Annotated in this window: 19 protein-coding genes and 1 pseudogene (1 of these 20 running past the window's edge); 3 read left to right on the top strand and 17 right to left on the bottom strand. The window is 63.3% G+C overall.

The window, feature by feature from the left end; all coding sequences use genetic code 11:
* Positions 1-4: 4 nt before the first annotated feature.
* From EOB59_RS06255 to uxaC, 5 genes are all read right to left on the bottom strand, one after another.
* The gene (locus EOB59_RS06255) at positions 5-781 is read right to left on the bottom strand and encodes a FadR/GntR family transcriptional regulator (RefSeq protein ID WP_128287934.1); all 777 of its coding nucleotides are present in this window, start codon (positions 779-781) and stop codon (positions 5-7) included.
* 7 nt (positions 782-788) lie between these two features.
* Entirely contained in the window at positions 789-2,069 is a 1,281-nt protein-coding gene (locus EOB59_RS06250; protein WP_127269374.1) for a TRAP transporter large permease, read from the bottom strand.
* A 4-nt stretch (positions 2,070-2,073) separates the two neighbouring features.
* Positions 2,074-2,604: a TRAP transporter small permease gene (locus EOB59_RS06245; RefSeq protein WP_127269376.1), complete on the bottom strand. Its 531-nt coding sequence runs from the start codon at positions 2,602-2,604 to the stop codon at positions 2,074-2,076.
* A gap of 100 nt (positions 2,605-2,704) precedes the next feature.
* Positions 2,705-3,682, bottom strand: a complete 978-nt coding sequence (locus EOB59_RS06240; protein WP_127808812.1) for a TRAP transporter substrate-binding protein — start codon at positions 3,680-3,682, stop codon at positions 2,705-2,707.
* Between the two features lie 36 nt (positions 3,683-3,718).
* A complete protein-coding gene (uxaC, locus tag EOB59_RS06235; RefSeq protein WP_128287933.1) occupies positions 3,719-5,131 on the bottom strand; it encodes a glucuronate isomerase in 1,413 nt (470 codons plus the stop codon).
* Positions 5,132-5,274: 143 nt separating this feature from the next.
* Here uxaC and EOB59_RS06230 point away from each other — a divergent pair, with 143 nt between their 5' ends.
* Complete coding sequence (locus tag EOB59_RS06230; protein ID WP_128287932.1) at positions 5,275-6,804, top strand: mannitol dehydrogenase family protein; 1,530 nt, start codon at positions 5,275-5,277, stop codon at positions 6,802-6,804.
* A 45-nt stretch (positions 6,805-6,849) separates the two neighbouring features.
* Here the strand turns inward: EOB59_RS06230 and lepB are convergent, their stop codons facing one another.
* From lepB to EOB59_RS06185, 9 genes are all read right to left on the bottom strand, one after another.
* Positions 6,850-7,596 carry a signal peptidase I gene (lepB, locus tag EOB59_RS06225; protein WP_127270502.1) on the bottom strand — a complete coding sequence of 249 codons (747 nt, stop codon included), beginning with the start codon at positions 7,594-7,596 and terminating at the stop codon, positions 6,850-6,852.
* Between the two features lie 326 nt (positions 7,597-7,922).
* Positions 7,923-8,330: a F0F1 ATP synthase subunit epsilon gene (locus EOB59_RS06220; protein WP_127267285.1), complete on the bottom strand. Its 408-nt coding sequence runs from the start codon at positions 8,328-8,330 to the stop codon at positions 7,923-7,925.
* A 103-nt stretch (positions 8,331-8,433) separates the two neighbouring features.
* Positions 8,434-10,026 carry a F0F1 ATP synthase subunit beta gene (gene atpD, locus EOB59_RS06215; RefSeq protein WP_164762633.1) on the bottom strand — a complete coding sequence of 531 codons (1,593 nt, stop codon included), beginning with the start codon at positions 10,024-10,026 and terminating at the stop codon, positions 8,434-8,436.
* A 70-nt stretch (positions 10,027-10,096) separates the two neighbouring features.
* Positions 10,097-10,981: a F0F1 ATP synthase subunit gamma gene (locus EOB59_RS06210; RefSeq protein WP_128287931.1), complete on the bottom strand. Its 885-nt coding sequence runs from the start codon at positions 10,979-10,981 to the stop codon at positions 10,097-10,099.
* A gap of 46 nt (positions 10,982-11,027) precedes the next feature.
* Positions 11,028-12,557, bottom strand: a complete 1,530-nt coding sequence (atpA, locus tag EOB59_RS06205) for a F0F1 ATP synthase subunit alpha (RefSeq protein WP_023811756.1) — start codon at positions 12,555-12,557, stop codon at positions 11,028-11,030.
* Positions 12,557-13,117: a F0F1 ATP synthase subunit delta gene (locus EOB59_RS06200; RefSeq protein ID WP_128287930.1), complete on the bottom strand. Its 561-nt coding sequence runs from the start codon at positions 13,115-13,117 to the stop codon at positions 12,557-12,559. Before EOB59_RS06200 ends, atpA begins: the two co-directional genes overlap by 1 nt.
* A 246-nt stretch (positions 13,118-13,363) precedes the next feature.
* Complete coding sequence (locus EOB59_RS06195; RefSeq protein WP_127322863.1) at positions 13,364-13,759, bottom strand: DUF4345 family protein; 396 nt, start codon at positions 13,757-13,759, stop codon at positions 13,364-13,366.
* Between the two features lie 95 nt (positions 13,760-13,854).
* Positions 13,855-14,550, bottom strand: a complete 696-nt coding sequence (locus EOB59_RS06190) for an aspartate/glutamate racemase family protein (RefSeq protein ID WP_128287929.1) — start codon at positions 14,548-14,550, stop codon at positions 13,855-13,857.
* Positions 14,551-14,604: 54 nt separating this feature from the next.
* Positions 14,605-16,788 (bottom strand): primosomal protein N', encoded by a 2,184-nt coding sequence (locus EOB59_RS06185; protein WP_128287928.1) that lies wholly within the window; start codon positions 16,786-16,788, stop codon positions 14,605-14,607.
* A gap of 90 nt (positions 16,789-16,878) precedes the next feature.
* Here EOB59_RS06185 and fsa point away from each other — a divergent pair, with 90 nt between their 5' ends.
* On the top strand, positions 16,879-17,535 hold the full coding sequence (gene fsa, locus EOB59_RS06180) for a fructose-6-phosphate aldolase (protein ID WP_127270489.1): 657 nt from the start codon (positions 16,879-16,881) through the stop codon (positions 17,533-17,535).
* A 77-nt stretch (positions 17,536-17,612) separates the two neighbouring features.
* On the opposite strand, the gene EOB59_RS06175 is transcribed toward fsa, so the two are convergent.
* The 3 genes from EOB59_RS06175 to leuS form a co-directional block, all read right to left on the bottom strand.
* The gene (locus tag EOB59_RS06175; RefSeq protein ID WP_128287927.1) at positions 17,613-20,288 is read right to left on the bottom strand and encodes a DNA translocase FtsK; all 2,676 of its coding nucleotides are present in this window, start codon (positions 20,286-20,288) and stop codon (positions 17,613-17,615) included.
* Positions 20,289-20,598: 310 nt separating this feature from the next.
* Positions 20,599-21,177: an LPS assembly lipoprotein LptE gene (gene lptE, locus EOB59_RS06170; protein WP_127808803.1), complete on the bottom strand. Its 579-nt coding sequence runs from the start codon at positions 21,175-21,177 to the stop codon at positions 20,599-20,601.
* A complete protein-coding gene (leuS, locus tag EOB59_RS06165) occupies positions 21,164-23,788 on the bottom strand; it encodes a leucine--tRNA ligase (RefSeq protein ID WP_128287926.1) in 2,625 nt (874 codons plus the stop codon). The genes lptE and leuS overlap by 14 nt, the downstream gene beginning before the upstream one ends.
* Positions 23,789-23,943: 155 nt before the next feature.
* Between leuS and EOB59_RS06160 the strand changes: the two are divergent.
* Positions 23,944-23,990, top strand: a pseudogene (locus tag EOB59_RS06160) (YggS family pyridoxal phosphate-dependent enzyme) (it continues 562 nt past the right edge of the window).

The following is a 23,990-nucleotide window of genomic DNA, read 5'->3' as shown; positions in this document are numbered from 1 at the left end:
TGGGTCATTCGCCGGCGGCGGCCTTGACCGAACTGGCATAAAAAGCCTGACGCGCATGCAGGCGTTCGCGGTAACGCTGCTGGCTGGCGGTGAGGTGCGCGCGCATCGCCTCTCGCGCGGCCTCGGCATCGCCAGAGGTAATGGCGTTGAGGATCACCAGGTGCTCGCGCTGCAGTCCGCGCTGGTAGCTATCGGATTGCGCCAATTCGGTCGACCAGGGCGAAGTCACGTCGCACGGGATGGCGCGCCGGCCGAGCACGTCGAGCATCTCGACATAGAATGGGTTGCTGGTGGCGCTGGCGATCGCGCGATGGAAGGCGAGGTCGGCCGGACCGGTCGGCTCGCTGGCAAGCAGCAGCCGCTCGAATTCGAAGAAGGCTTCCTGGATCGCCGCCTCCTGCGCGGCATTGCGGCGGACTGCGGCGATCCCGGCCGATTCAATCTCGATCGCCAGCCGCACTTCGAGCACGTTGAGCGCGATCGAATCCTTGCTGCCCATGTCGGCGGCAAGGGCGCCGAACATTGTCGAGATGTGCTCTGTGACGAAGACGCCGGCGCCCTGGCGCGGTTCGACCAGCCCGTCGGCGGCAAGCTTGGCCAGCGCCTCGCGGATGACGGTGCGGCTGACGCCGAAGGTTTCGGTCAGTTGGCCTTCGGTCGGTAATTTATGGCCGGGCAGGATCTCACCCGCCTGCAACTGCTTGCGGATCGTCGTGACCACTGTCTCCGACAATTTGGGTTTTCTCTCGACCCTGAGGTCGGTTGCGGTGTCCGATGCCATGTCGCCCCTATTTGAAGACGCTCGGTAGCCAGAGCGAAATGGCCGGAATGTAAGTGACGAGCCCCAGTACCACGAGCCCGGCCCCGTAGAACGGCCAGATCGAGCGCATCGCTTCCCAGACGGATATCTTGCCCACTGCGCACGCCACGAACTGCACAGCGCCCACCGGCGGCGTATTCAGCCCGATGCCGAAGTTGAGGATCATGATAACGCCAAAATGCACCGGGTCGACGCCGTAGGCTTGCGCCACGGGCAGGAAGATCGGCGTACAGATGATGATCGTCGGCCCCATGTCCATGAAGGTGCCGAGGAACAGCATCAAGACGTTGAGCAGGAGAAGCACGACCAGCGGATCGTCCGAGATCGCGTTCATGGAGGCTATGAGCGCTGCCGGCACTTTCAGGAAGGCCATCAACCACGAGAACGCCGCCGCCATGCCGATGATGAGCAGCACCATGGCCGTGGTGCGCACGGCACCATGGGTGGCATGAACGAAACCTTCCCAAGTCATCTGCCGGTAAACGAAGACAGTGACGAGCAACGCATAGATGACCGCGACACAGGAACTCTCGGTTGCCGTGAAAACGCCCGATCGTACGCCACCGAAGATGATCGCGATCAGCAGCAGGCCGGGCACCGCGACAGCGAAGAGATGCGCGACGGCGGTGAAGCCCGGAAACGGCTCGGTCGGATAGCCGCGGGAGCGCGCCACGAAATAGGCGGTGATCATCAGCGACAGGGCCAACAGCAGGCCCGGAATGATGCCGGCCGTGAACAGGTCGGCGATGGAGATCTTTCCACCTGCCGAGATCGAGTAGATGATCATGTTGTGCGACGGCGGCAGGAGCAGCGCGATCAGCGCCGCCATCGACGTGACGTTGACGGCGTAATCCGCTCCATATCCACGCGCTTTCATCTGCGGGATCATCAAGCCGCCGACCGCCGCTGCCTCGGCCACCGCGGAGCCGGAAATGCCGCCGAACAGTGTAGCGGTCGCAATGTTGACCTGCCCGAGGCCGCCGCGCAAATGGCCAACGAGCGAGCCGGCGAAGGCAACGATCTTGCTGGCGATGCCGCCGCGCACCATCAAGTCGCCGGCATAGATGAAGAACGGAATGGCCAGCAGCGAAAAGACGCTCATGCCGGAATTCAGGCGCTGGAACACGATGAGCGGCGGCAGGCCCATGTAAAGGACGGTGGCAAAGCTTGCGACGCCGAGGCAGAAAGCGATCGGCGTGCCGATAAGCATCAGAAGGGTGAAGACGCCGAAGAGGATCCAGAGTTCCATGCCGTCAGACCTTCACGTTCGCCGTGTCGAGTTCGGTTGCAACTTCCGCCGGCGGCAGTTCATCGAGCACATCGTCGATCGGCGCACCGGAGAGACGAAGCACGATGCGCTCCAGCGTGAAGAGCACGACGAGCACGCCTCCCGCGACCAGCGGGACGTAGTCCCAGCCCCCGGATATGCCGAGCGACGGCAAGGTAGCGCCCCAGGTCAATGCAACCAGTTGGCTGCCATACCAGATCATACCGATGCCGAAGGCGAGCGCGACGAGGTCCGAGATCATCCGCAGCCAACGCTTGCCGCCTTTGGGCAGCACGTAGAGCAGGACGTCGAAGCCGAGGTGATAGTTCTCGCGCACCCCGACGGCAGCGCCGAGGAAAATGAACCAGCTCATCAGCATCACCGAGCCCTGCTCGGTCCAGCTTGGCGAGCGGTTCAGGACATAACGACCGAACACCTGCCAGGCGACGAAGGCGGTCATCAGCACCAGCCCGATGCCTGCGACCCATAGCGCCGCTGTGCTGACGCGCGACATCATGCGCGCGACGCCGGACAGGGGCGGTCTGTGTTCTGGGCTGGAGGTCACCGGTTCTCTCCGCAAGAGGATGGCGGCGTGGAATGCCCGCGCCGCCGCTTGATCACTGCACGGCCTTGATGGCTTCGACCATGGCCTTCAGCTTGTCGTCCTTGACGTGCTTCTCGTAGACCGGACCCATGGCGTCGATGAAGGGCTGCTTGTCCGGCGTCGTGATCTGCGAACCGGCCGCCTCGACCTTGGCGCGCGATTCCTTGACCTTGGCGGTCCACAGCTCGCGCTGCCTGGCGACGCTCTCCTTGGCGGCCGCCTTGAAGATCGCCTGATCCTCCGGCGTCAGCTTGTCCCAGCTCAACTTCGCCATGACGAAGGCTTCCGGCACCATAGTGTGCTCGTCGAGCGAATAGAACTTGGCGACTTCCGCATGCTTGGCGGTGTCGTAGCTCGGAAAATTGTTTTCCGCGCCGTCGATGACCCCGGTCTCGATCGCCGAATACACCTCGCCATACGGCATCGGCGTCGCGTTGGCGCCGAGTGCCGCCACCATGTCGACGAAGATGTCGGACTGGATGACGCGGAACTTCATGCCGGACAGATCGGCTAATGAGTTGATCGGCTTCTTCGAATTGTAGAAGGAGCGCGCGCCACTGTCATAAAAGGCGAGCAGCACCAGCCCGACCTGTTCGAACGCCGCCGCGATCTGGTCGCCGACCGCCCCGTCCATGACCTTGTGCATATGGTCTTCCGAGCGGAAGATGTAGGGCAGCGAGGGCACCGTGGTTTCGGGAATGAGCCCGTTGAACGGCGCCATCGAGATGCGGTTGAGGTCGATCACGCCGGTGCGAACCTGCTCGATCGTGTCCTTTTCTTCGCCGAGCTGCGCGGAATGATAGAGCTCGACCGCATAGCGGCCGGCCGTACGCTCCTTTACAAGCTCGCCGAAATATTTGACTGCCTCGACCGTCGGATAGCCGTCCGGGTGGGTGTCGGACGAGCGCAGAACCGTCTGGGCGCTTGCCGTTCCGGCCATCAGTGCGGCGGCGAGTAGCGCAGCTCCCGTCAGTCTTGAAAAATGCAACATGGTTTCCTCCCTTTGCATTGCGGGCGAGTTGCCCCTTCAGAGCCGATACGCCTTTTTCGCCAGCGTATAGGCCAGTTCCCGCGCCAGCTCATACGCCTCGTCCTCGCGCAGCCGATGCTCGGCGACGAGACGCGCCAGGAACGCGCAGTCGACTCGCCGCGCCACATCGTGACGCGCCGGGATCGACGGAAAGGCACGGGTGTCGTCGTTGAAACCGACGGTGTTGTAGAAGCCGGCCGTCTCGGTGGTCATCTCGCGGAAGCGCCGCATGCCTTCCGAGCTGTCGTGGAACCACCATGCCGGCCCGAGCTTCAGCGCCGGGTAGACACCGGCCAGCGGCGCCAGCTCGCGCGCATAACTGGTCTCGTCGAGCGTGAACAGGATGACGGTGAGGTCGCGCTCCAGCCCGACGCAGTCGAGCAGCGGCTTCAGCGCCGTCACATAGTCGGTCCTGGTCGGGATATCGAAACCCTTGTCGCGGCCGAATTTCTGGAAGATCGCGGGCGAATGATTGCGCCAGGAGCCGGGATGGATCTGCAGGACCAGTCCATCGTCGAGGCTCATCTTGGCCATCTCGGTCAGCATCTGGGCGCGGAACAGTTTTCGCTCGCGCTCATCGTCGGAACCACGGCGAATCCGATTGAACAGCTCTTGCGCCGCCGCATCCGAAAGATTGGCGGTCTCGGCCGTCGGATGGCCATGATCCGACGAAGTCGCGCCGAAGCTCTTGAAGAAGGCACGCCGCTGGCGATGCGCATCGAGATAGCCGGCCCAATTGCCGGTGTCGCAGCCGGTGATCTCGCCGAGCCGGTCGAGATTGGTTGAAAACCCTTCGAAATCGGGATCGACGACAGCATCCGGCCGATAAGCGGTGACCACACGGCCCTGCCAGCCGCTGTCGCGGATCATCTGGTGCCATTTGAGATCGTCGAGCGCGCCTTCCGTGGTCGCGATGACCTCGATGTTGAAACGCTCGAACAGCGCGCGCGGGCGAAAATTCTCCCACTGCAGCAGCGTCGCGATGGTGTCGTAGTGGCGGTCGGCGGTCGCCGCGGTCAGCGGTTCGTCGATGCCGAACAGATCGGCAAGCACATGATCGAACCACAGCCGGGTCGGCGTGCCCCGAAACAGATGATAATGCTCGGCAAAAAGCCGCCAGATCGCCCTGCCGTCGGTCTCGACCGGCGCGCCGTCGAGCGTCGCCACGCCGAGATCCTCGAGGCGGACGCCTTGGCTGAACAGCATGCGGAAGATGTAGTGATCCGGGACGATGAGCAGTTGCGCTGGATCCGGGAATGGCTCGTTCAGCGCATACCAGCGCGGATCGGTGTGGCCATGCGGGCTGACAAGGGGCAGGTCCTTGATCCCGGCATAGAGATCACGGGCAACCGAGCGCGAATGCGCCTCGGCGGGAAACAGCAAATCCGCATGGGTCAGTGCCACGGTCATCCTCCCAAGGCCACTATCGGTAGGGGCGGCAAGAAATAATGTCAACATACAAAAATGCGATTGTTGTATGATGACTTTTCGACCCATTGTGTGGCAGGAAATCGAATGTTACGCCGCTTTGCCGATCCCTGCCGAGGCCACTCATGTCATCCGACCAGACCAGTCGCACCACGACGACCGAACGCCTTTCCACGAAGACCGTGCGCGCACTGCCTGCCTCGATCGCGACACCTGCGTATGATCGCAGCCGCGTCGTCCCGGGCATTGTGCACCTTGGTGTCGGCGCCTTCCACCGCGCCCATCAGGCAGCCTATGTCGACGATTGCCTGGCGGCAGGCGAGGCGGATTGGGGCATAACAGGCGTTTCGCTGCGCAGCACCGACACGTGCGACGCTCTCACGCCGCAGGACGGGCTCTACACGCTGGCGATCAGAAGCAGTGGAACCGAAAAGCTTCAGGTCATCGGCTCGATCGGCGCGATGCTGGTGGCGCCCGAAGACCCCAGCGCTGTGCTGGCCACGCTGACCGATCCGCGCACCCGCATCGTCACGCTGACGATCACCGAAAAAGCCTATCTGAGGGCGGCAGGCGGCGGATTGGACGCCGCCCATCCCGATATCGTCCATGATCTGGCCAATCCCCGGATGCCGAAGACAGCGCATGGTTTCCTGACCGAGGCGCTTGCCCTGCGACGCGCCGCCGGCACGCCGCCCTTCACTGTCCTGTGTTGCGACAATTTGCCGGCCAACGGCGCCACGCTGCACCGGCTGTTGGTCGAATTCGCCCAGTTGCGAGATGCCGGGCTCGCCCAATCGAGTGATGTCGGAATTGCCGACCACATCGCACACCAGGTCGCGTTTCCCTCCAGCATGGTCGATCGCATCGTGCCTGCAACCACCGACGCCGATCGGGCGCGGATCGCTGAAGAACTCGGCGTCGAGGATGCCTGGCCCGTGATGACCGAGCCGTTTTGTCAGTGGGTGGTCGAAGATAAGTTCCCGACTGGCCGGCCCGCGTGGGAACAATTCGGCGTCACCATGGTTCGCGACGTCGGCCCGTCCGAGGACATGAAGCTCAGGCTGCTCAACGGCTCGCATTCGGCCATCGCCTATCTTGGCCTGCTCAGCGGTCATGCCACCGTCGACCGCGCCTTCGCCGACCCGGCGATCCGCCAATTCGTCGATGCCTTGTGGGCCGAAGCCATCCCGACCCTGCCCGAGGATGCCGGATTGGACACGAGCGCCTATATTGCGGAGCTCGCGGAGCGTTTTTCCAACACTGCACTTGCCCATCGCACGGCGCAGATCGCCAATGACGGCAGCCAGAAACTGCCGCAGCGCATCATCGCTTCCGCCATCGAATGCCTGGAAGCCGGTACCGAACTGGTCCATCTGACCCTGGTGGTGGCTGCCTGGATCGCCGCCTGCGCCGCGCGAGGGAAAACCTTGCCGGAGGGCCATTTCACCGATCCGCTCGACGCGGCGTTGACGGAACTTTTGAGTGAGCAACTGCCGGCCAACGAAACCGTGACCGCGGTGTTCGACCTGGCCGGCTTCGCTGGGGATCACGCCGAACGCCAGACGTTGATCGAACTTGTGGCTGTGCATCTCGTCCACCTGCGACGCGACGGTCCGACCTTGGCCTTCGCCGCGCTCGGCATAGATATGAAGTAGTCATCAACCAGACTTGGTGCGGGTCCGAACCAACTCGATTCAGGCTTATTTGCCGACCGAACCGTCCAGCGTTTGCCGGGAAGAATACTCCGTGCCTTTTGAATTCCAGAACAATCGCACGGCCTTGCCGACGAGGTTTTCGTAGGGAACGAAGCCGACCATGAATCGGCTGTCGGAGGCATTGTCGCGATTGTCGCCCAGCATGAAATAGTGGCCTTCGGGCACCTCAAATTCCCGCGTGTTGTCGCCGATGGAACTGTCCGTCAGGTCGAGAACGAAATGGGTGACACCACCCGGCAGGGTCTCCCGTTCAAGCCTGGCAGGTTGCTCGCGTTCCTCGTAGGAGAAAGTGCCTGCATCCTTGAGGCCGACGGCCACATCGTTGATGTGCAGCACGCCATTGACCATCTGGATTTTGTCCCCGGGAAGACCGACGATCCGCTGGATGTAATCCACGCTGGGGTCGGGCGGGAATTTGAACACCACCACATCCCCTCGCTTGGGCTCCGCGCCGAACATGCGGCCTTCTATCGGCAACAGATTGAACGGCACGCTGTAGCGGCTGTAGCCATATGCGAATTTGGAGACGAAGAGATAGTCGCCGCCTTGCAATGTCGGCACCATACTGCTGGATGGTATCGAAAACGGCTGGAACAGGAACGAACGGATCGCAAATGCAGCCGGATAGGTAGTCAGAAAGACAAGCACCAGCACCCAAAATCCGTGCGCATACCATCTCACCGGCTTGAACCGATGGGCGAAGGGCAGGACGAGCGCTGCCCCCAGGATCATCGAACCGATACCTGAAAAATTGGCCAGCCAGGCAAGATCGGTTCCCGGCAGAACCGGAAATCCGGTGTAGGCGAGTGCGAAAACGATGGCGCTGATCACCACCAGGCTGGCAACCGCCAGCTTGCCGCTGCCGATCCACAGAAATCCGCCGAATGGACCGCCAAAGGCCGACACCAGGGCCGTCGACCACCAGGAGCGTGAGGCTGTTTCTCGTTGCGCTGTTTCTTCCGTCACCGGCCCACCCCCATCCCAAGGCAGCGCGACTGTCCAACAAACAAAAAAGCGAGGCAAGGCCCCGCTTTTTACTCTTTCATCGAAACCTAATTTCAAGCCGGAAGAATAGCGCCTTCCAGCGTGGTGAGCTGGCTAAGGAACTGCTCCGCCTTGCTGCGAGCCTCGTCGTCCTTGGCGTCGGCAGCGTCTTCTTTGGCTTCCTGGATGCGGCGCGCGAGATCGGCGCGGTCGACATCCTTCACCGCGACAGCCGATTCCGCCAGCAGCGTGCAGCCGGCCGGAACGATGTCGGCGAAGCCGCCGAACACCACATAGCGTTCTTCGCCGCCCGCCGCGGTTTTCACGGTGACGACACCCGGCTTGATCGTGGTCATGACCGGCGCGTGATGCGCCATGACGGTCATCTCGCCTTCGGCGCCCGGAATGACGACGGATTCGACCTGCTCGGAAACAAGCAGACGCTCCGGCGAGACCAGTTCGAATTTGAAAGCTTCAGCCATGATCAATTTAGCGAATAGCGAATAGCGAGTAGCGAATTAGTCAGAAGAAGAATTCGCCGGCCCATATTCCCAATTCGCTACTCCCTATTCGCTATTCGCTTGATTACGCCGCTTCAGCCGCCAGGCGCTGTGCCTTCTCGACTGCTTCCTCGATGCCGCCGACCATGTAGAAGGCGGCTTCCGGAAGGTGATCGTAGTCGCCGTTGCAGAGGCCCTTGAAGCCCTTGATGGTGTCGGCGAGGTCGACCAGCTTGCCCGGCGCGCCGGTGAACACTTCGGCGACGAAGAAGGGCTGCGACAGGAAGCGCTCGATCTTGCGGGCGCGGGCCACGGTCTGCTTGTCCTCTTCCGACAGCTCGTCCATGCCCAGGATGGCGATGATGTCCTGCAGCGACTTGTAGCGCTGGAGGATCGACTGCACCTGGCGGGCGACGCCATAATGCTCGTCGCCGACGACCAGCGGGTCGAGCATGCGCGAGGTCGAATCCAGCGGATCGACCGCCGGATAGATGCCCTTTTCGGCGATGGCGCGGTTCAACGTCGTGGTCGCGTCAAGGTGGGCGAACGAGGTCGCCGGCGCCGGATCGGTCAGATCGTCGGCGGGCACGTAGATGGCCTGCACGGACGTGATCGAGCCCTTGGTGGTGGTGGTGATGCGTTCCTGCAGCGCTCCCATGTCGGTGGCGAGCGTCGGCTGATAGCCCACCGCCGACGGGATACGGCCCAGCAGAGCCGACACTTCCGAACCCGCCTGCGTGAAGCGGAAGATGTTGTCGACGAAGAACAGCACGTCCTGACCCTGGTCGCGGAAATATTCCGCAACCGTCAGGCCGGTCAGGCCGACGCGGGCGCGCGCGCCCGGCGGCTCGTTCATCTGGCCATAGACGAGTGCGGCCTTGGAGCCTTCGCCGCCGCCCTTCTTGTTGACGCCGGATTCGATGAACTCGTGATACAGATCGTTGCCTTCGCGGGTGCGCTCGCCGACGCCGGCGAACACCGAATAGCCGCCATGCGCCTTGGCGATGTTGTTGATCAGTTCCTGGATCAGCACGGTCTTGCCGACGCCGGCGCCGCCGAACAGGCCGATCTTGCCGCCCTTGGCGTAGGGAGCCAAGAGGTCGAGCACCTTGATGCCCGTGATCAGGATCTGCGCTTCCGTCGACTGCTCGACATAGGTCGGAGCCGGCTGGTGGATGGAGCGCATTTCGGTCGCGTCGACCGGGCCTTCTTCGTCGACCGGCTCGCCGATGACGTTGATGATGCGGCCGAGCATGCCCGGGCCGACCGGCACGGTGATCGGCGCGCCGGTGTCACGCACTTCCTGGCCGCGAACCAGACCTTCGGTCGAGTCCATGGCGATGCAGCGCACGGTGTTTTCACCCAGATGCTGGGCAACTTCGAGCACCAGGCGGTTGCCGACATTGGTCGTCTCGAGCGCGTTCAGGATCGCCGGCAGGTGATCGCCGAACTGGACGTCGACAACGGCGCCGATGACCTGGCGGACCTTGCCGGCAACGCCCGTTGCCTTGGTGGCCACTGCCGATGTCTTGGCAGCAGCGGCCTTCACCGGTGCTGCCGACTTGGCCGGGGCTGCCTTCGCGGCTGCTGCTGGAGCCTTTGCCGCCTTCGCGGGGGCTGCGGTTTTCGCGGCTGCGGCCTTGGGGGCTGCCTTCTGGGGGGTCGCTGCTTTCGCCATCGTCTTTACCCTTTTTCGTCCTTTGTTTCTCACGCGGTCCGATCGCGGGTCGATGACCCGCGAACCACGCCTAGAGCGCCTCGGCGCCCGAAATGATTTCGATCAGTTCCTTGGTGATCTGCGCCTGCCGCTGGCGGTTGTAGGTGATCGACAGCTTGTTGATCATGTCGCCGGCGTTGCGCGTCGCATTGTCCATGGCGCTCATCTTGGCGCCCATTTCGCCGGCCACGTTTTCGAGCAGCGCCCGGAAAACCTGCACGGAGATGTTGCGCGGAATGAGGTCGGAGAGGATTTCGCCCGGCTCCGGCTCGTATTCGTAGACGGCACTACCGCCATCGATCGCCTCGGCCGGAGCCGAAGCAACGCCGGCCGGGATGATCTGCTGCGCGGTCGGGATCTGGCTGATCACCGACTTGAACTGCGAATAAAACAGCGTGCAGATGTCGAAGCCGCCCTCGTTGAAGAGGTGGATGACCTTCTTGGCGATGGCATCGGCATTGACGAAGCCGAGTGTCTTGACCTCGCGGAGGTCGACGCGGTCGATGATCATCGATGCATAGTCGCGGCGCAGGATGTCGAAACCCTTCTTGCCGACGCAGATGATCTTGACCTGCTTGCCCTCCGCCAAAAGCTTGCGGATATGGTCGCGGGCAAGGCGGGCGATCTGCGAATTGAAGCCGCCGCACAGGCCGCGCTCGGCGGTGCAGACGACGAGCAGATGCACGTCATCCTTGCCGGTGCCGGTCATCAGCGCCGGGGCATCGCCGCCGCCGCCGATGGCCTGGGTGATGTTGGCCAGCACGGAACCCATGCGCTCCGAATAGGGGCGCGCCGCTTCCGCGGCCTCTTGCGCACGGCGCAGCTTCGCCGCGGCGACCATCTGCATCGCCTTGGTGATCTTCTGCGTCGCCTTGACCGAGGCGATACGGTTACGAAGGTCTTTTAATGAAGGCATGCTTCAAACCTGATCCCGTCTTGTCTCATCCCGACTGGCAATTCGCTCAGGCGAAGGTCTTGGCGAAAGCGTCGATCTCGGCCTTCAGCTTGGCGCGCAGATCGTCCGACAGCGCCTTTTCCTTGCGGATGGCATCGAGGACGTCCTTGCCGGCCGAACGCATGTGGCTGAGCAGGCCATGCTCGAACTTGCCGACCTGGTTGACCGGCAGCTTGTCGAGATAGCCGTTGACGCCGGCGAAGATCACCGCGACCTGCTCTTCCGTCTTCAGCGGCGAGAACTGCGGCTGCTTCAGGAGTTCGGTGAGGCGCGATCCGCGGTTGAGCAGGCGCTGCGTGGCGGCGTCGAGATCCGAGCCGAACTGCGCGAAGGCCGCCATTTCGCGGTACTGCGCGAGCTCGCCCTTGATCGAGCCGGCAACCTGCTTCATCGCCTTGATCTGCGCGGCCGAACCGACGCGGCTGACCGACAGACCGACGTTCACCGCAGGACGGATGCCCTGGAAGAACAGGTTGGTCTCGAGGAAGATCTGGCCGTCGGTGATCGAGATCACGTTGGTCGGGATGTAGGCCGACACGTCGTTGGCCTGCGTCTCGATGATCGGCAGCGCGGTCAGCGAACCACCGCCCAGATCGTCGTTGAGCTTGGCGGCGCGCTCGAGCAGGCGCGAGTGCAGGTAGAAGACGTCGCCCGGATAGGCTTCGCGGCCCGGCGGGCGGCGCAGCAGCAGCGACATCTGGCGATAGGCGACGGCCTGCTTCGACAGATCGTCGTAGCTGATCAGCGCGTGCATGCCATTGTCGCGGAAGTATTCGCCCATGGTGGCGCCGGCGAACGGCGCCAGGAACTGCATCGGCGCCGGATCGGAAGCGGTGGCGGCGACGATGATCGAGTATTCGAGCGCGCCGCGCTCTTCCAGCACCTTGACGAACTGCGCCACGGTCGAGCGCTTCTGGCCGACGGCGACGTAGACGCAGTAGAGCTTTTCCTTCTCGGGGCCGTTGTCGTGCACCGACTTCTGGTTGAGCATCGTGTCGAGGATGATGGCGGTCTTGCCGGTCTGGCGATCGCCGATGACCAGCTCGCGCTGGCCGCGGCCGACCGGGATCAGCGCATCGATGGCCTTGAGGCCCGTCGACATCGGCTCGTTCACCGATTTGCGCGGAATGATGCCGGGCGCCTTGACGTCGACGCGCTTGCGCTCGACCGCCTTGATCGGACCCTTGCCGTCGATCGGATTGCCGAGCGCGTCGACGACGCGGCCGAGCAGACCGGGGCCGACGGGGACGTCGACGATGGCGCCGGTGCGCTTGACGATGTCGCCTTCCTTGATGTCGCGGTCGGCGCCGAAGATGACGACGCCCACATTGTCGGCTTCGAGGTTGAGCGCCATGCCGCGGATGCCGCCGGGGAATTCGACCATTTCGCCGGCCTGGACATTGTCGAGGCCGTAGACACGGGCGATACCGTCACCGACGGACAACACCTGTCCGACTTCGGAGACCTCGGCCTCCTTGCCGAAATTCTTGATCTGGTCTTTCAGAATTGCGGAAATTTCCGCGGCGCGGATGTCCATCAGCCGACCTCTTTCAGTGCAAGCTTGAGCGAATTGAGTTTGGTTTTGAGCGACGTATCGATCTGGCGCGAGCCCATCTTGACCACCAGCCCGCCGAGCAGCGACGGATCGACGGTAACGGAGATGGCCACGTCCTTGCCGGCAACGCTCTTCAGCGTCGCCTTGAGTTCGGTCTGCTGGGCAGCCGTCAGCTCGTGAGCCGACGTGACTTCAGCAGCGGTTTCGCCACGATGTTCGGCTGATATCTGGCGGAACGCCCTGATCATGCCGGGAATGGCGAACAGACGGCGATTACGGGCGACGACGCGCAGGAAATTGCCGGTGAGGCCGGCAATCCCGGCCTTGTCGGCGATCGCCGCGATGGCCTTGGCCTGGTCCTCGCTGGAGAACACCGGGCTGTTGATCAGTCGGGTAAGGTCGGCGCTGCCCGCGAGCATGGCTTCGAAGCTGTTGAGGTCGGCTTCGACCTTGGCCACGGAATTTGCCTGCAGGGCGAGTTCGAACAGCGAACCCGCATAGCGTTCTGCGACACCTGAGATTGGCGATGACGATTGAGCCACGGACCGTCTTTTCTCTTGTCTGACAGGCCGTAGATTGTTGGCGCGAGCAAAAACTCTGGCTAAATCTTTGACCTTACTGCATTTTTTCGAGCACGGAGGCGCGGCTTCCGCTATCCCCGGCCGAAAGTCGATTGCCGTCTAGCACAGGCATTTTAAGACCGCAATGCGTCGTTCCGCATGGTTTTCAGGCACTATTGTCGCATCCGGCGAAAGTCGCCCGCCTTCCATCGCGGAATACCCAACGATTCAAGGCAGAAAGCCGAAGGCAAAGGCGAGCGGCAATGCCGCCAGCACCAATTCCACCACGATGGAAACCCAATTGAAAGGCGTGTTGGCGCCATCCGACATCATCGACAGCAGCCGGCCGAAGGCGGTGAACAGCCAGGAGAAGCCAAGCGCCATGTAGATCAGCGGCTGCGCCAGCAGGATACAGCACAGTCCGACGCCGAGATAGAAGCCCGACATCCTGCCGCGCCCCTCGGCGATCGCCGCAGCCTTCTCTGGTTTGACCTGCAAGCGCAGGGCACGGAAGGCCAGGCCAGGGGCCAGAAAAAACAAAAGACCGAGCAGCACGGTGAAGACGGCGCTCGACCAGGCCAGCCATTCGCCCTGGCTCGTCGGCCATGGAAGCGCAAAATCCATCTTGTCCCCTCGAAATGCCTGTTTTGAAATTCCGGGCATTCTAGCGGAGGAAAAGAAGCGCGCCAGATGGATCCACGCACTTTAGGCGGCGCGCATCAACCGAGCGCGAATGCCACAGCCGCTTCGGCATGGATGCGCGTCGTGTCGAAGACCGGGATGTCGAAATCCAGCTGGCCTATGAGCATGGTGATCTCGGTGCAGCCCATGATGACGCTGTCGGCCGCCTCGTCGCGGCGCAGGCGCTCGGTCTCGGCGATATAGGCCGCCTTTGAAGTCTCCTTGACGATGCCCTGGCACAACTCGTCGTAGATGACGCGATGGACCATGTCGCGCCCGGCACTATCGGGTACGACAGGGTTCAAGCCAAATCTGTCGGCGAGCCGGCCCTTGTAGAAATCCTGCTCCATGGTGAAGCGCGTCGCCAGCAGTGCCGGACGCTGCATGCCGGCGCGCTTGACCGCCACCGCGGTGGCATCGGCGATGTGGATCAGCGGGATCGACACCGACGCCTGCACTTGGTCGGCCAGTCTGTGCATGGTGTTGGTGCACAAAAGCAGACCCTCCGCGCCGCCGGCCTCGAGCTTGCGTGCGGCTTCGACGAGAAGCACACCGGCGCCATCCCAGTCGCCATGATGCTGCCGCTCGGCGATTTCGGCGAAGTCGAATGACCAGAGCAGAAGTTTCGCCGAATGCAGCCCGCCCAGCCGATCGCGCACGATCTCGTTGAGCAGCCGGTAATAGATGGCGGTCGATTCCCAACTCATGCCGCCCAGAAGGCCGAGGGTTTTCATATGATATTCCGTTCCTCGCTCGCTTGCGGGCAACTTATCGCTGAAAGCGCGACCTTACAAAAAGCTCTGCGGGTCGATGTCGATCTGCACCCTGACCGAGCCGCGCTGCTTCGGCCCGTTGGCCAGCATGGCCCTGATAAAACCTTGCATGTCGGCGCGCCGTTCGCCCTGGATCAGCAGGCGGAAGCGGTGGCGGCCGCCGAGCAGGGACAGCGGCGCCTCCGCCGGCCCCAGCACGAACAGATCTGTTGCCTCGGGCGCGGCGCGGCGCAGGCCGCGTGCGTGGCCTTCGGCTTCCGCTCGTGTCACCGCACTGACGATGACACCCGCGAGCCGGCCGAAGGGCGGCAGGGCAGCCCGTTCGCGCTCGGCAATTTCGCGCTCGTAAAAAGCCTCGGCGTCGCCGGAGACGATTGCCCGCATCACCGGATGCTCGGGCTGAAAAGTCTGCAGCAGGCCAAGGCTTTTCTTGCCGGTTCGGCCGGCGCGGCCGGTGACCTGACTGAGCAGCTGGAACGTCCGCTCTGCGGCGCGCGGATCGCCATTGGCAAGGCCGAGATCGGCATCGACGACGCCGACCAGGGTCATGTTGGGAAAGTTGTGGCCCTTGGCGACGAGCTGCGTGCCGATGACGATGTCGGCCTCGCCATCGGCGATCGCCTCCAGCTCCAGCCGCAGCCGCCGCACGCCGCCCATCAGGTCCGACGACAAGACGATGGTACGCGCGTCGGGAAAATGCGTCACGACCTCTTCGGCGATGCGCTCGACACCCGGCCCGCAGGCGACCAGATGGTCGAGCGTGCCGCATTCCGGGCAGGCTTCGGGGCGGCGCTCATTGTGCCCGCAATGATGGCAGACGAGCTGGCCGCGAAAGCGATGCTCGACCAGCCAGGCCGAGCAGACCGGGCAGCCGAAGCGGTGGCCGCAGACCCGGCACAGCGTCAGCGGCGCATAGCCGCGCCGGTTGAGGAACAGCAGCGACTGCTCCTGCCTCTCCAGCGTCTGGCGCATCTGGTCGAGCAGCACCGGCGACAGGAAGCCACCGCGCGCCGGCGGTGCGCGCCGCATGTCGACCGCCTTCAGATGCGGAAGTGCCGCCTCGGCGAAGCGAGCTGAGAGCACGGCCCTGTTGTAGCGGCCCTGGCTGGCGTTGACCCGGCTTTCGACCGACGGCGTCGCCGACGCCAGCACCACCGGAAAGCTGCCGATATGGCCGCGCACCACGGCCATATCACGCGCATTGTAGAAGACGCGGTCCTCCTGCTTGTAGGCAGGGTCGTGCTCCTCGTCGACGACGATCAGGCCGAGCTCCTTGAACGGCAGGAACAGCGCCGAGCGCGCGCCGGCGACGACCCGCACACCGCCCTCCGCCACTTGCCGCCAAACCCGCTCGCGCATCCGCGGCGGCAGGTCGGAATGCCATTCGCCCGGCTTGGCGCCGAAGCGCTGCTGGAAGCGCTCGAGAAAGGCATGCGTCAGCGCGATTTCCGGCAGCAGGATCAGCACCTGCCTGCCCTGGTCGAGCGCAGCCGCCACCGCCTCGAAATAGACCTCGGTCTTACCGGATCCGGTGACGCCGTCGAGCAGCGCGACGTTAAACACGCCGGCTGCGACATTGGCGCGCAGCATCTGCGCCGCGTCGCTCTGGTCCGGCATCAGTTCAGGAATGGTGTAGCCGGGATCGGGCGCGGCCACGACCGGGCGCGGCGGGATCATCACGGTCTCGAACACGCCTTGCGCCCTCAGCCCGTCGATCACCGTCGACGACACGCCGGCGGCGTGAGCGAGGCCGGAGCGCGTCCAGGCAAGGCCGCCTTCGGCCGTCTCCAGCACACGCTGCCTGGCGCCCGTCATCCGGTCGGGTGCGAGAAGCGTGCGCTGCAGCCCTTCGATCCACGGTTCGGGGTCGAAAGCCTCCGGCGCCCTGAGCAGCATGCGCGCCACCATGCCCGGAGGCGACAGCGTGTACTGCGCCACCCAGTCGACGAAACGGCGCATCGCTCGGTCGATCGGCGGGCAGTCGAAGACCTGTTCGATGGGGCGCAGCTTTTTCGCGTCGACCTTCTCGACCGCGCCGTCCCAGACGATGCCGGCGACCTGCCGCGGCCCGAGCGGCACGCGCACGATCGAGCCCGGCACCACGCGCATGCCGGCCGGCACGGCATAGGTGTAGGGGCGTTCGGCGGGCATCGGCACCAGCACCGGTGCGGCTGCGACAAAGGGCGAATCTTCGATCATGAGGCGTGACCTTGCCCTGACTTTGGTCTAGATCAAAGGCCGACCCCGAATGTGCATGACATGCACATGAAAATCTTCAGGAGACCCGCCATGAAATTTTTTGTCGACACCGCCGACGTCAAGGATATCCGTGAGCTGAACGATCTGGGGCTGCTCGACGGCGTCACCACCAATCCGTCGCTGATCCTCAAATCCGGCGGCAAGATCGCCGACGTCACCAAAGAGATTTGCGACATCGTCAAGGGTCCGGTCTCGGCTGAAGTCACCGCCACTGAATATTCCGAGATGATGCAGCAGGCCAAGGTTCTGGCCAAGATCGCCGACAATGTCTGCATCAAGGTGCCGCTGACGCTGGACGGTCTCAAGGCCTGCAAGACGATCCGCACCGAGATGAACCGCCTGGTCAACGTCACGCTGTGCTTTTCGGCCAACCAGGCGCTGCTGGCGGCCAAGGCCGGTGCCTCGTTCATCTCGCCCTTCGTCGGCCGCGTCGACGACATCGGCATCGACGGCATGGAGCTGATCCAGGAGATCAGGCAGATCTACGACAATTACGATTTCCAGACTGAGATCCTCGTCGCTTCGGTGCGCACCGTGAACCACGTCAAGCAGGCGGCCCTCATCGGCGCCGATGTCGTGACCGCCCCCCCGGCGACCCTGAAGGCGCTGGTCAAGCACCCGCTGACCGACAAGGGCCTGGAACAGTTCCTCGCCGACTGGGCAAAGACCGGCCAGAAGATCGGCTGAAGCCGCACCACTTTCAACTGAAAAAGGCCGGGTGACCGGCCTTTTTTAATGTGCTTCAGGCGCCAAGGGTCCGCCGCTCAGTCCGCACTGTCATCGTCAGGCGCGGTCGCCTGCTGGCGCCGTCCCATGATGATTTCGCGTTTGCCGACATGGTTGGGTGCGCCGACCAATCCTTCCTTTTCCATGCGCTCGACCAGGGATGCGGCGCGGTTGTAGCCGATGCCCAGGCGCCGCTGGATGTAGGACGTCGAACACTTCTTGTCGCGCACCACCACCTTGACCGCCTCGTCGTAGATGGCATCGCTGTCTTCGGCTGCAACGGATCCCTTGTCGAAGACCGCCTGGTCGTCTTCGATTTCTTCCTCATCCTCGTCGGCTGTCACGGTTTCCAGATATTCTGGGCGGCCCTGCGCCTTCAGATGCGCCACGACATGCTCGACCTCCGCGTCGGAAACAAAGGGCCCGTGCACGCGCGAAATGCGCCCGCCACCCATCATGTGCAGCATGTCGCCCTGGCCAAGCAGCTGTTCGGCCCCCTGTTCGCCCAGGATGGTGCGGCTGTCGATCTTGGATGTCACCTGGAAGGAAATCCGGGTCGGAAAATTGGCCTTGATCGTGCCCGTGATGACATCGACCGAGGGGCGCTGCGTCGCCATGATCAGATGAATGCCGGCCGCGCGCGCCATCTGCGCCAGTCGCTGGATCGCGCCTTCGATCTCCTTGCCGGCGACCATCATCAGGTCGGCCATCTCGTCGACGATGACGACGATGTAGGGCATCGGCGCGAGGTCGATTTCCTGCTGTTCGAAAAGCGGTTCGCCGGTGCCCTTTTCGAAGCCGGTCTGCACGGTCATGACGACGGTTTCGCCCTTGTCGCGGGCTTGAGCGGCACGCTCGTTGTAGCCGTCGATGTTGCGCACACCGAGCCGCGCCATCTTGCGATATCGGTCTTCCATTTCGCGCACGGCCCATTTGAGCGCCGTGACGGCTTTCTTGGGATCCGTGACGACGGGCGTCAGAAGATGCGGGATGCCGTCATAGACAGAGAGTTCGAGCATCTTGGGATCGACCATGATCAGCCGGCATTCTTCCGGCTTCAGCCGGTAGAGCAACGACAGGATCATGGTGTTGATGGCGACCGACTTGCCGGAGCCGGTGGTTCCGGCCACGAGCAAATGCGGCATCTTCGCCAGCTCGGCGATAACAGGCTCGCCGCCGATCGTCTTGCCGAGACAAAGCGCCAGCTTGCAGCTGGTCTTGCGGAAGCCTTCCGATTCGATCAGCTCCCGGAAATAGACGGTTTCGCGCGTCTCGTTCGGGAGCTCGATGCCGATGACGTTGCGGCCAGGCACGACGGCGACGCGCGCCGAAATCGCCGACATGGAGCGGGCGATATCGTCGGCAAGCCCGATGACGCGAGAAGATTTGACGCCCGGCGCCGGCTCGAACTCATAGAGCGTGACCACCGGGCCTGGGCGAACATGAATGATTTCGCCACGCACGCCGAAGTCCTCGAGCACGCTTTCCAGCAGATCGGCGTTCTGCTCGAGCCGCTCCTGCGACATGTAGAAGCCTTGTCCCTCCGGTGGCTGCTGCAACAGCTCTTCCGAGGGAAGCTCATAGGGATCGCCCGCGGTTGACAGCACGACCTTTCCAGCCCCAGGCAAGCGCGCAGAGCGGGCGGCAACGGCCCTGGCAGGGACGTTCACAATTGGCGCGGCCGACGCGGAAACGGCGTCGCTTTTGGCGGCTGGGATTGCGACAGGCTGGACCGGCGACGGCGCATCGCTCGCCGGCACGCCGGGTTGGGCGACGGCCTGGTTCGAATTGGCCGGCCAAGCATCCGGCAACGGCTTCAAGGCCTGGCCCGGAAGGCAGTCGATGACACGAAACAATGCGGTGGCATCGGTCCCTGGGCGAATATCGATCGGCGTAGTGGTGACTGGCGCCACGGCGAGCGGCGCAGGCGACGCTGGACTGGTCTGCCGGGCCGGCGACGAAACGTCGACCAGATAGGGTGCCATGGCCTCGAAGAAGGCATGATCCGAAAGATATGGCCAGCGCAACCTTTCGGAAGTGGTCGTTTTGGCGCCCGGAGCAACGGACGCGCGCGCGCATGCCCGTCCCGTTGCGACCGTCCTCGGCGGCATCGGCGCAACGGCTGGCACCTTCTCCCTGGCGCGCCCCGCGGCAACAAAAGCAGCAGCCGGCGGCAGTGGCCCTTGCGTGGCGTGGCCGGCCAGCGGCTGGGAAGCAGGGCTTTTCACCGAAGCCGGCAATGCCAGGAGCGAAGGCGCGGAGGACGCCCCTTTGATCATGGATTGCGCAACGGCTTGCTCTGCTGGGCGCGTCGCGGCGTGTTCGACAACACGCTCGTGCTGCGGACGATGCTTCCTGGCCTCATAGTCCGGCGTGCGTGTAAAACGCACGTTGGGTGCAAGGAAGAAATATTCCTGCCAGGCAGGGCTCTCGATATCGCCGATTTTCGAAAGCGTGTCGTCCGAGCCACCCCGCGGCTCCATATAGGGCCGCTTGTTGCCACCGAGATCGACCACCGGCACTGAATAACCGGCCTGGCGTGTGGCGGGCTGCCGGCCGCCCGGCTCCTTGCGAGCCGGACGATCAAGGTCGCCTGCCGCAGAAGAACCTCGCTGACCACCCCTGTCGCCGATGCTCTCGGAGCGCTTCCCCTCGGGATCATCAGGCGATGCGGCCGTCGATAAATTGACCCGGGAAAAACGCTTGGCTTCCATTCTCAAGACTCACTCTGAAATGTCTGCCGAGCAATAGGGAGCGAGTGGTTAACAGTTGCTTCCCGGATGGATCGCCGACCATCCTGGGCACCAAAATCTTCGTGGTAATCTGCGAGCGACACGGCACGATCGTCGTCTCGCCGCTTCCACGCCGGTGGCGCGATCTACTCGCCGTGCCGCAGCAGCTCGATGGGTATCTTCGGACAATCCCTGTTCGGAATCTGGCTCTGTTCGAGAATCTGGTCATGATCCCGCGATCACCCCATCATGCCTGGGGCGCCGGACCGTTTCCGTGAAGCGATGAGGTGCGCTAGCCGGTCTTGCCGTGCCGGACAAGGTCCTGGGCAATGGACAGCTGCAGCGCTTCCGCCAACTCTCGCGCAGCGCGATTCTCGGCGTCGATCTGCGCCCGGTATGCGGCGAATTCCTGACGCGGCCTGTCGAAGGACGAGGTGATCGAACGCTTGCCGGATGCGATCACCACGCCGGTCTTCGCATCGGCCAGCGTATAGCTGCCGGTCAGCGTCACGGAACCGGCGGTCGGTTCGTCTTCATCCGTTCCGACCTGCACGAGTGCCGCGGACTCGACCGCTTCGGTCACGCCGAGATTGAGCGAATAGACCGGCGAGGCCGGCTCGCCGGAGCCTCGTCCAAACCCGAAAATCAGATTGTTGCGCACCTGTTGGCCGTAACGCGTATTGACCGGCTTGATGCCGATCAACGCCAGTTCCGCACTGGCACTGGCCTGCGAACCCGACAGTGGCGCGCTCGAATAGAGCGGCCGCACCGTGCAGGCCGAGACAAGCGCGAGCGAACCTATCAGGCCGGCAAGCGCAATGCGGCGCAGCAAATGGTTCAACTCTGTCTTTTCCCGATCAGGCAACGACATTGACGATCCTCTGCGGCACGATGATCACCTTGCGCGGAGCCTTACCTTCAAGTGCTTTCTGCACGAAGTCGAGAGCCAATACCGCTTTTTCGACCGCACCTTGGTCCGCGTCGCGGGCAATTGTCAAATCCCCCCGCTTCTTGCCGTTGACCTGTACCGGATAGGTGACTTCGATGTCGACGACCAGCGCCGGATCGAAGACCGGCCAGGGCCGTTCGGCAACGAGATCGGTGCCGCCAAGCGTCGCCCAGCACTCCTCGGCCAGATGCGGCATGATCGGCGCGATCAGATGCACGAGAATCTCCACCGCCTGCCGACAGGCGCCTTTCAGCGCTGCATCGGCCTTGCCTTCGGCCACCTCGTTGAGCGGCGTGGTCAGCGCGTTGGCCAGTTCGTAGATGCGGGCGATGGCGCGGTTGAAAGCGAGCTTCTCGATATCCTCTCCGACCGCCTTCAGGATCTTGTGCGCGGCCTTGGAAACCAATGCGGCCTCGCCGCTGCTGGCCGCCACGGGCTTGATGCCGGCCAGTGTTTCGGCGGCCGTCGACACCAGGCGCCAGATGCGCTGGATGAAACGATGCGCACCGGCGGCGCCATCGTCGGTCCACTCGACATCGCGCTCGGGAGGAGAATCGGACAGCATGAACCAGCGCGCCGTATCGGCGCCGTAGCCATCGGTGATGTCTTCCGGGCTCACCGTGTTCTTTTTCGATTTCGACATCTTTTCCAGCGGGCCGATGGTGACGGCCTCGCCGGTGGCGATGTCGATGGCGCTGCGCTTGCCGTCGACGTCCTCCAGCCGAACTTCGGTGGGCGCCAGCCAGCGGCCATTCGATGCCGAGCCGACGCGATAGGTTTCGTGCACCACCATGCCTTGCGTGAACAGGCCCTTGAACGGCTCGGCCAGATCGACATGGCCGGCCTGGCGCATGGCGCGGGTGAAGAAGCGCGAATAGAGCAGATGCAGGATCGCGTGCTCGATCCCGCCAATATACTGGTCGACCGGCAGCCATTCGTTGGCCGCCTTGGGATCGGTCGGTTCATGCGCCCACGGCGCGGTGAAGCGGGCAAAGTACCACGACGAATCGACGAACGTGTCCATCGTGTCGGTTTCGCGCCGCGCATCCCTGCCGCATTGCGGACATTTCACATGGCGCCATGTCGGATGCCGGTCGAGCGGATTGCCCGGGCGATCGAAATCGACATCGTCGGGCAGCTTCACCGGCAGGTCCACCTTCGGCACCGGCACCACGCCGCAAGCCTCGCAATGGATCATCGGGATCGGGCAGCCCCAGTAGCGCTGGCGCGAAATGCCCCAGTCGCGCAGGCGGAAATTCACCTTGCGCTCGGCCATCGGCCGGTTGCCGATGGTCTTCTGCTCCAGCAGTTTGGCGACTTCGTCGAAAGCCTGATCCGGCTTCATGCCGTCGAGAAAGCGCGAATTGATCATCACGCCGTCATCGACATAGGCTTCGTCGATGATCTGGAACGTCGCCGGATTCTCGCCTTCCGGCATCACCACCGGAATCACCGGCAGGCCGTATTTGTTGGCGAAGTCGAGGTCGCGCTGGTCGCCGGACGGACAGCCGAAAATGGCGCCGGTGCCGTATTCCATCAGCACGAAATTGGCGACATAGACCGGCAGCGTCCAGTTGTCGTCAAACGGATGGACGACGCGGAGGCCGGTGTCGAAACCCTTCTTCTCAGCTGTCTCCAGCGCCGCCACCGAGGTGCCCATATGGCCTATATCGTCGATGAACTTCGCCAGCGCCGGATTGTGCGCAGCGGCCTTCTTGGCCAACGGATGATCGGCGGCGACAGCCATGAAGGAAGCGCCGAAGATGGTGTCGGGCCTTGTCGTATAGACTTCCAGCTCATGCTCGCCATCAGAGGCGTCGGCCAGAGGCCAACGGATCAGCAGGCCTTCCGAGCGGCCGATCCAGTTCTGCTGCATCAGCTTCACTTTTTCCGGCCATTCGTCGAGGCCGTCGAGCGAATCCAGCAGATCCTGCGCGAAATCGGTGATCTTGAAGAACCACTGCGTCAGTTCGCGCTGTTCGACCAGCGCGCCCGAGCGCCAGCCGCGCCCGTCGATGACCTGCTCGTTGGCGAGCACCGTCATGTCCTCCGGATCCCAGTTGACCTTGGAGGATTTGCGCGTCACCAGCCCCTTCTCGACAAAATCGAGGAACAGCATCTGCTGGCGGTGGTAATAGTCGACGTCACAGGTGGCGAATTCGCGCGCCCAGTCCAGCGACAGCCCCATGACCTTGAGCTGCTCGCGCATGGTGGCGATGTTCTGGTAGGTCCACTCCTTGGGATGGACCTTGTTCTGCATCGCCGCGTTTTCGGCCGGCATGCCGAAGGCGTCCCAGCCCATCGGGTGCAGCACGTTGAAACCCTTGGCCCGCTTGTAGCGCGCCACCACGTCGCCCATCGTGTAATTGCGGGTATGACCGATATGGATGCGCCCCGACGGATAGGGGAACATCTCCAGCACATAGTATTTCGGGCGCGGATCGTCATTGTGCGCTTCGAACAGCTTCTTGGCGTCCCAGGCCTTCTGCCATTTGGGCTCTGACGCGCGCGGATTGTATCGTTCGGTTGCCATGGTACGTTTTTCACTTAAAAGCATGCGCGAACTGCGGGCGACGGCTCGGCAGTTCAGGGAATGTGGTCCGGGTGTTCACCATGGTTTGGCAAACCCGTCAACCATATGGGTATCGCGTCTGACAAAAACGCCGGTCAAAACAGCAGGATTTGCATATGGGCGATGCCGTTCAGCAGTTTTTCGCGGTTAAGGCGAAGATCGA

Origin of the sequence: Mesorhizobium sp. M7A.F.Ca.MR.176.00.0.0, from assembly GCF_004023165.1 — a bacterium.
Classification (GTDB): Bacteria; Pseudomonadota; Alphaproteobacteria; order Rhizobiales; family Rhizobiaceae; genus Mesorhizobium.
This window is presented reverse-complemented; position numbering and strand designations above follow the sequence as displayed.

Coding starts and splice junctions, on each gene's coding strand:
- atpA (WP_023811756.1), bottom strand. CDS start 12,557: ATGGACATCCGCGCCGCGGAAATTTCCGCAATTCTGAAAGACCAGATC.
- EOB59_RS06220 (WP_127267285.1), bottom strand. CDS start 8,330: ATGGCTGAAGCTTTCAAATTCGAACTGGTCTCGCCGGAGCGTCTGCTT.
- EOB59_RS06230 (WP_128287932.1), top strand. CDS start 5,275: ATGTCATCCGACCAGACCAGTCGCACCACGACGACCGAACGCCTTTCC.
- fsa (WP_127270489.1), top strand. CDS start 16,879: ATGAAATTTTTTGTCGACACCGCCGACGTCAAGGATATCCGTGAGCTG.
- EOB59_RS06175 (WP_128287927.1), bottom strand. CDS start 20,288: ATGGAAGCCAAGCGTTTTTCCCGGGTCAATTTATCGACGGCCGCATCG.
- lepB (WP_127270502.1), bottom strand. CDS start 7,596: ATGATCCTGGGGGCAGCGCTCGTCCTGCCCTTCGCCCATCGGTTCAAG.
- EOB59_RS06245 (WP_127269376.1), bottom strand. CDS start 2,604: ATGATGTCGCGCGTCAGCACAGCGGCGCTATGGGTCGCAGGCATCGGG.
- EOB59_RS06195 (WP_127322863.1), bottom strand. CDS start 13,759: ATGGATTTTGCGCTTCCATGGCCGACGAGCCAGGGCGAATGGCTGGCC.
- EOB59_RS06185 (WP_128287928.1), bottom strand. CDS start 16,788: ATGATCGAAGATTCGCCCTTTGTCGCAGCCGCACCGGTGCTGGTGCCG.
- EOB59_RS06190 (WP_128287929.1), bottom strand. CDS start 14,550: ATGAAAACCCTCGGCCTTCTGGGCGGCATGAGTTGGGAATCGACCGCC.
- lptE (WP_127808803.1), bottom strand. CDS start 21,177: ATGTCGTTGCCTGATCGGGAAAAGACAGAGTTGAACCATTTGCTGCGC.
- EOB59_RS06250 (WP_127269374.1), bottom strand. CDS start 2,069: ATGGAACTCTGGATCCTCTTCGGCGTCTTCACCCTTCTGATGCTTATC.
- leuS (WP_128287926.1), bottom strand. CDS start 23,788: ATGGCAACCGAACGATACAATCCGCGCGCGTCAGAGCCCAAATGGCAG.
- EOB59_RS06240 (WP_127808812.1), bottom strand. CDS start 3,682: ATGTTGCATTTTTCAAGACTGACGGGAGCTGCGCTACTCGCCGCCGCA.
- EOB59_RS06255 (WP_128287934.1), bottom strand. CDS start 781: ATGGCATCGGACACCGCAACCGACCTCAGGGTCGAGAGAAAACCCAAA.
- atpD (WP_164762633.1), bottom strand. CDS start 10,026: ATGGCGAAAGCAGCGACCCCCCAGAAGGCAGCCCCCAAGGCCGCAGCC.
- uxaC (WP_128287933.1), bottom strand. CDS start 5,131: ATGACCGTGGCACTGACCCATGCGGATTTGCTGTTTCCCGCCGAGGCG.
- EOB59_RS06210 (WP_128287931.1), bottom strand. CDS start 10,981: ATGCCTTCATTAAAAGACCTTCGTAACCGTATCGCCTCGGTCAAGGCG.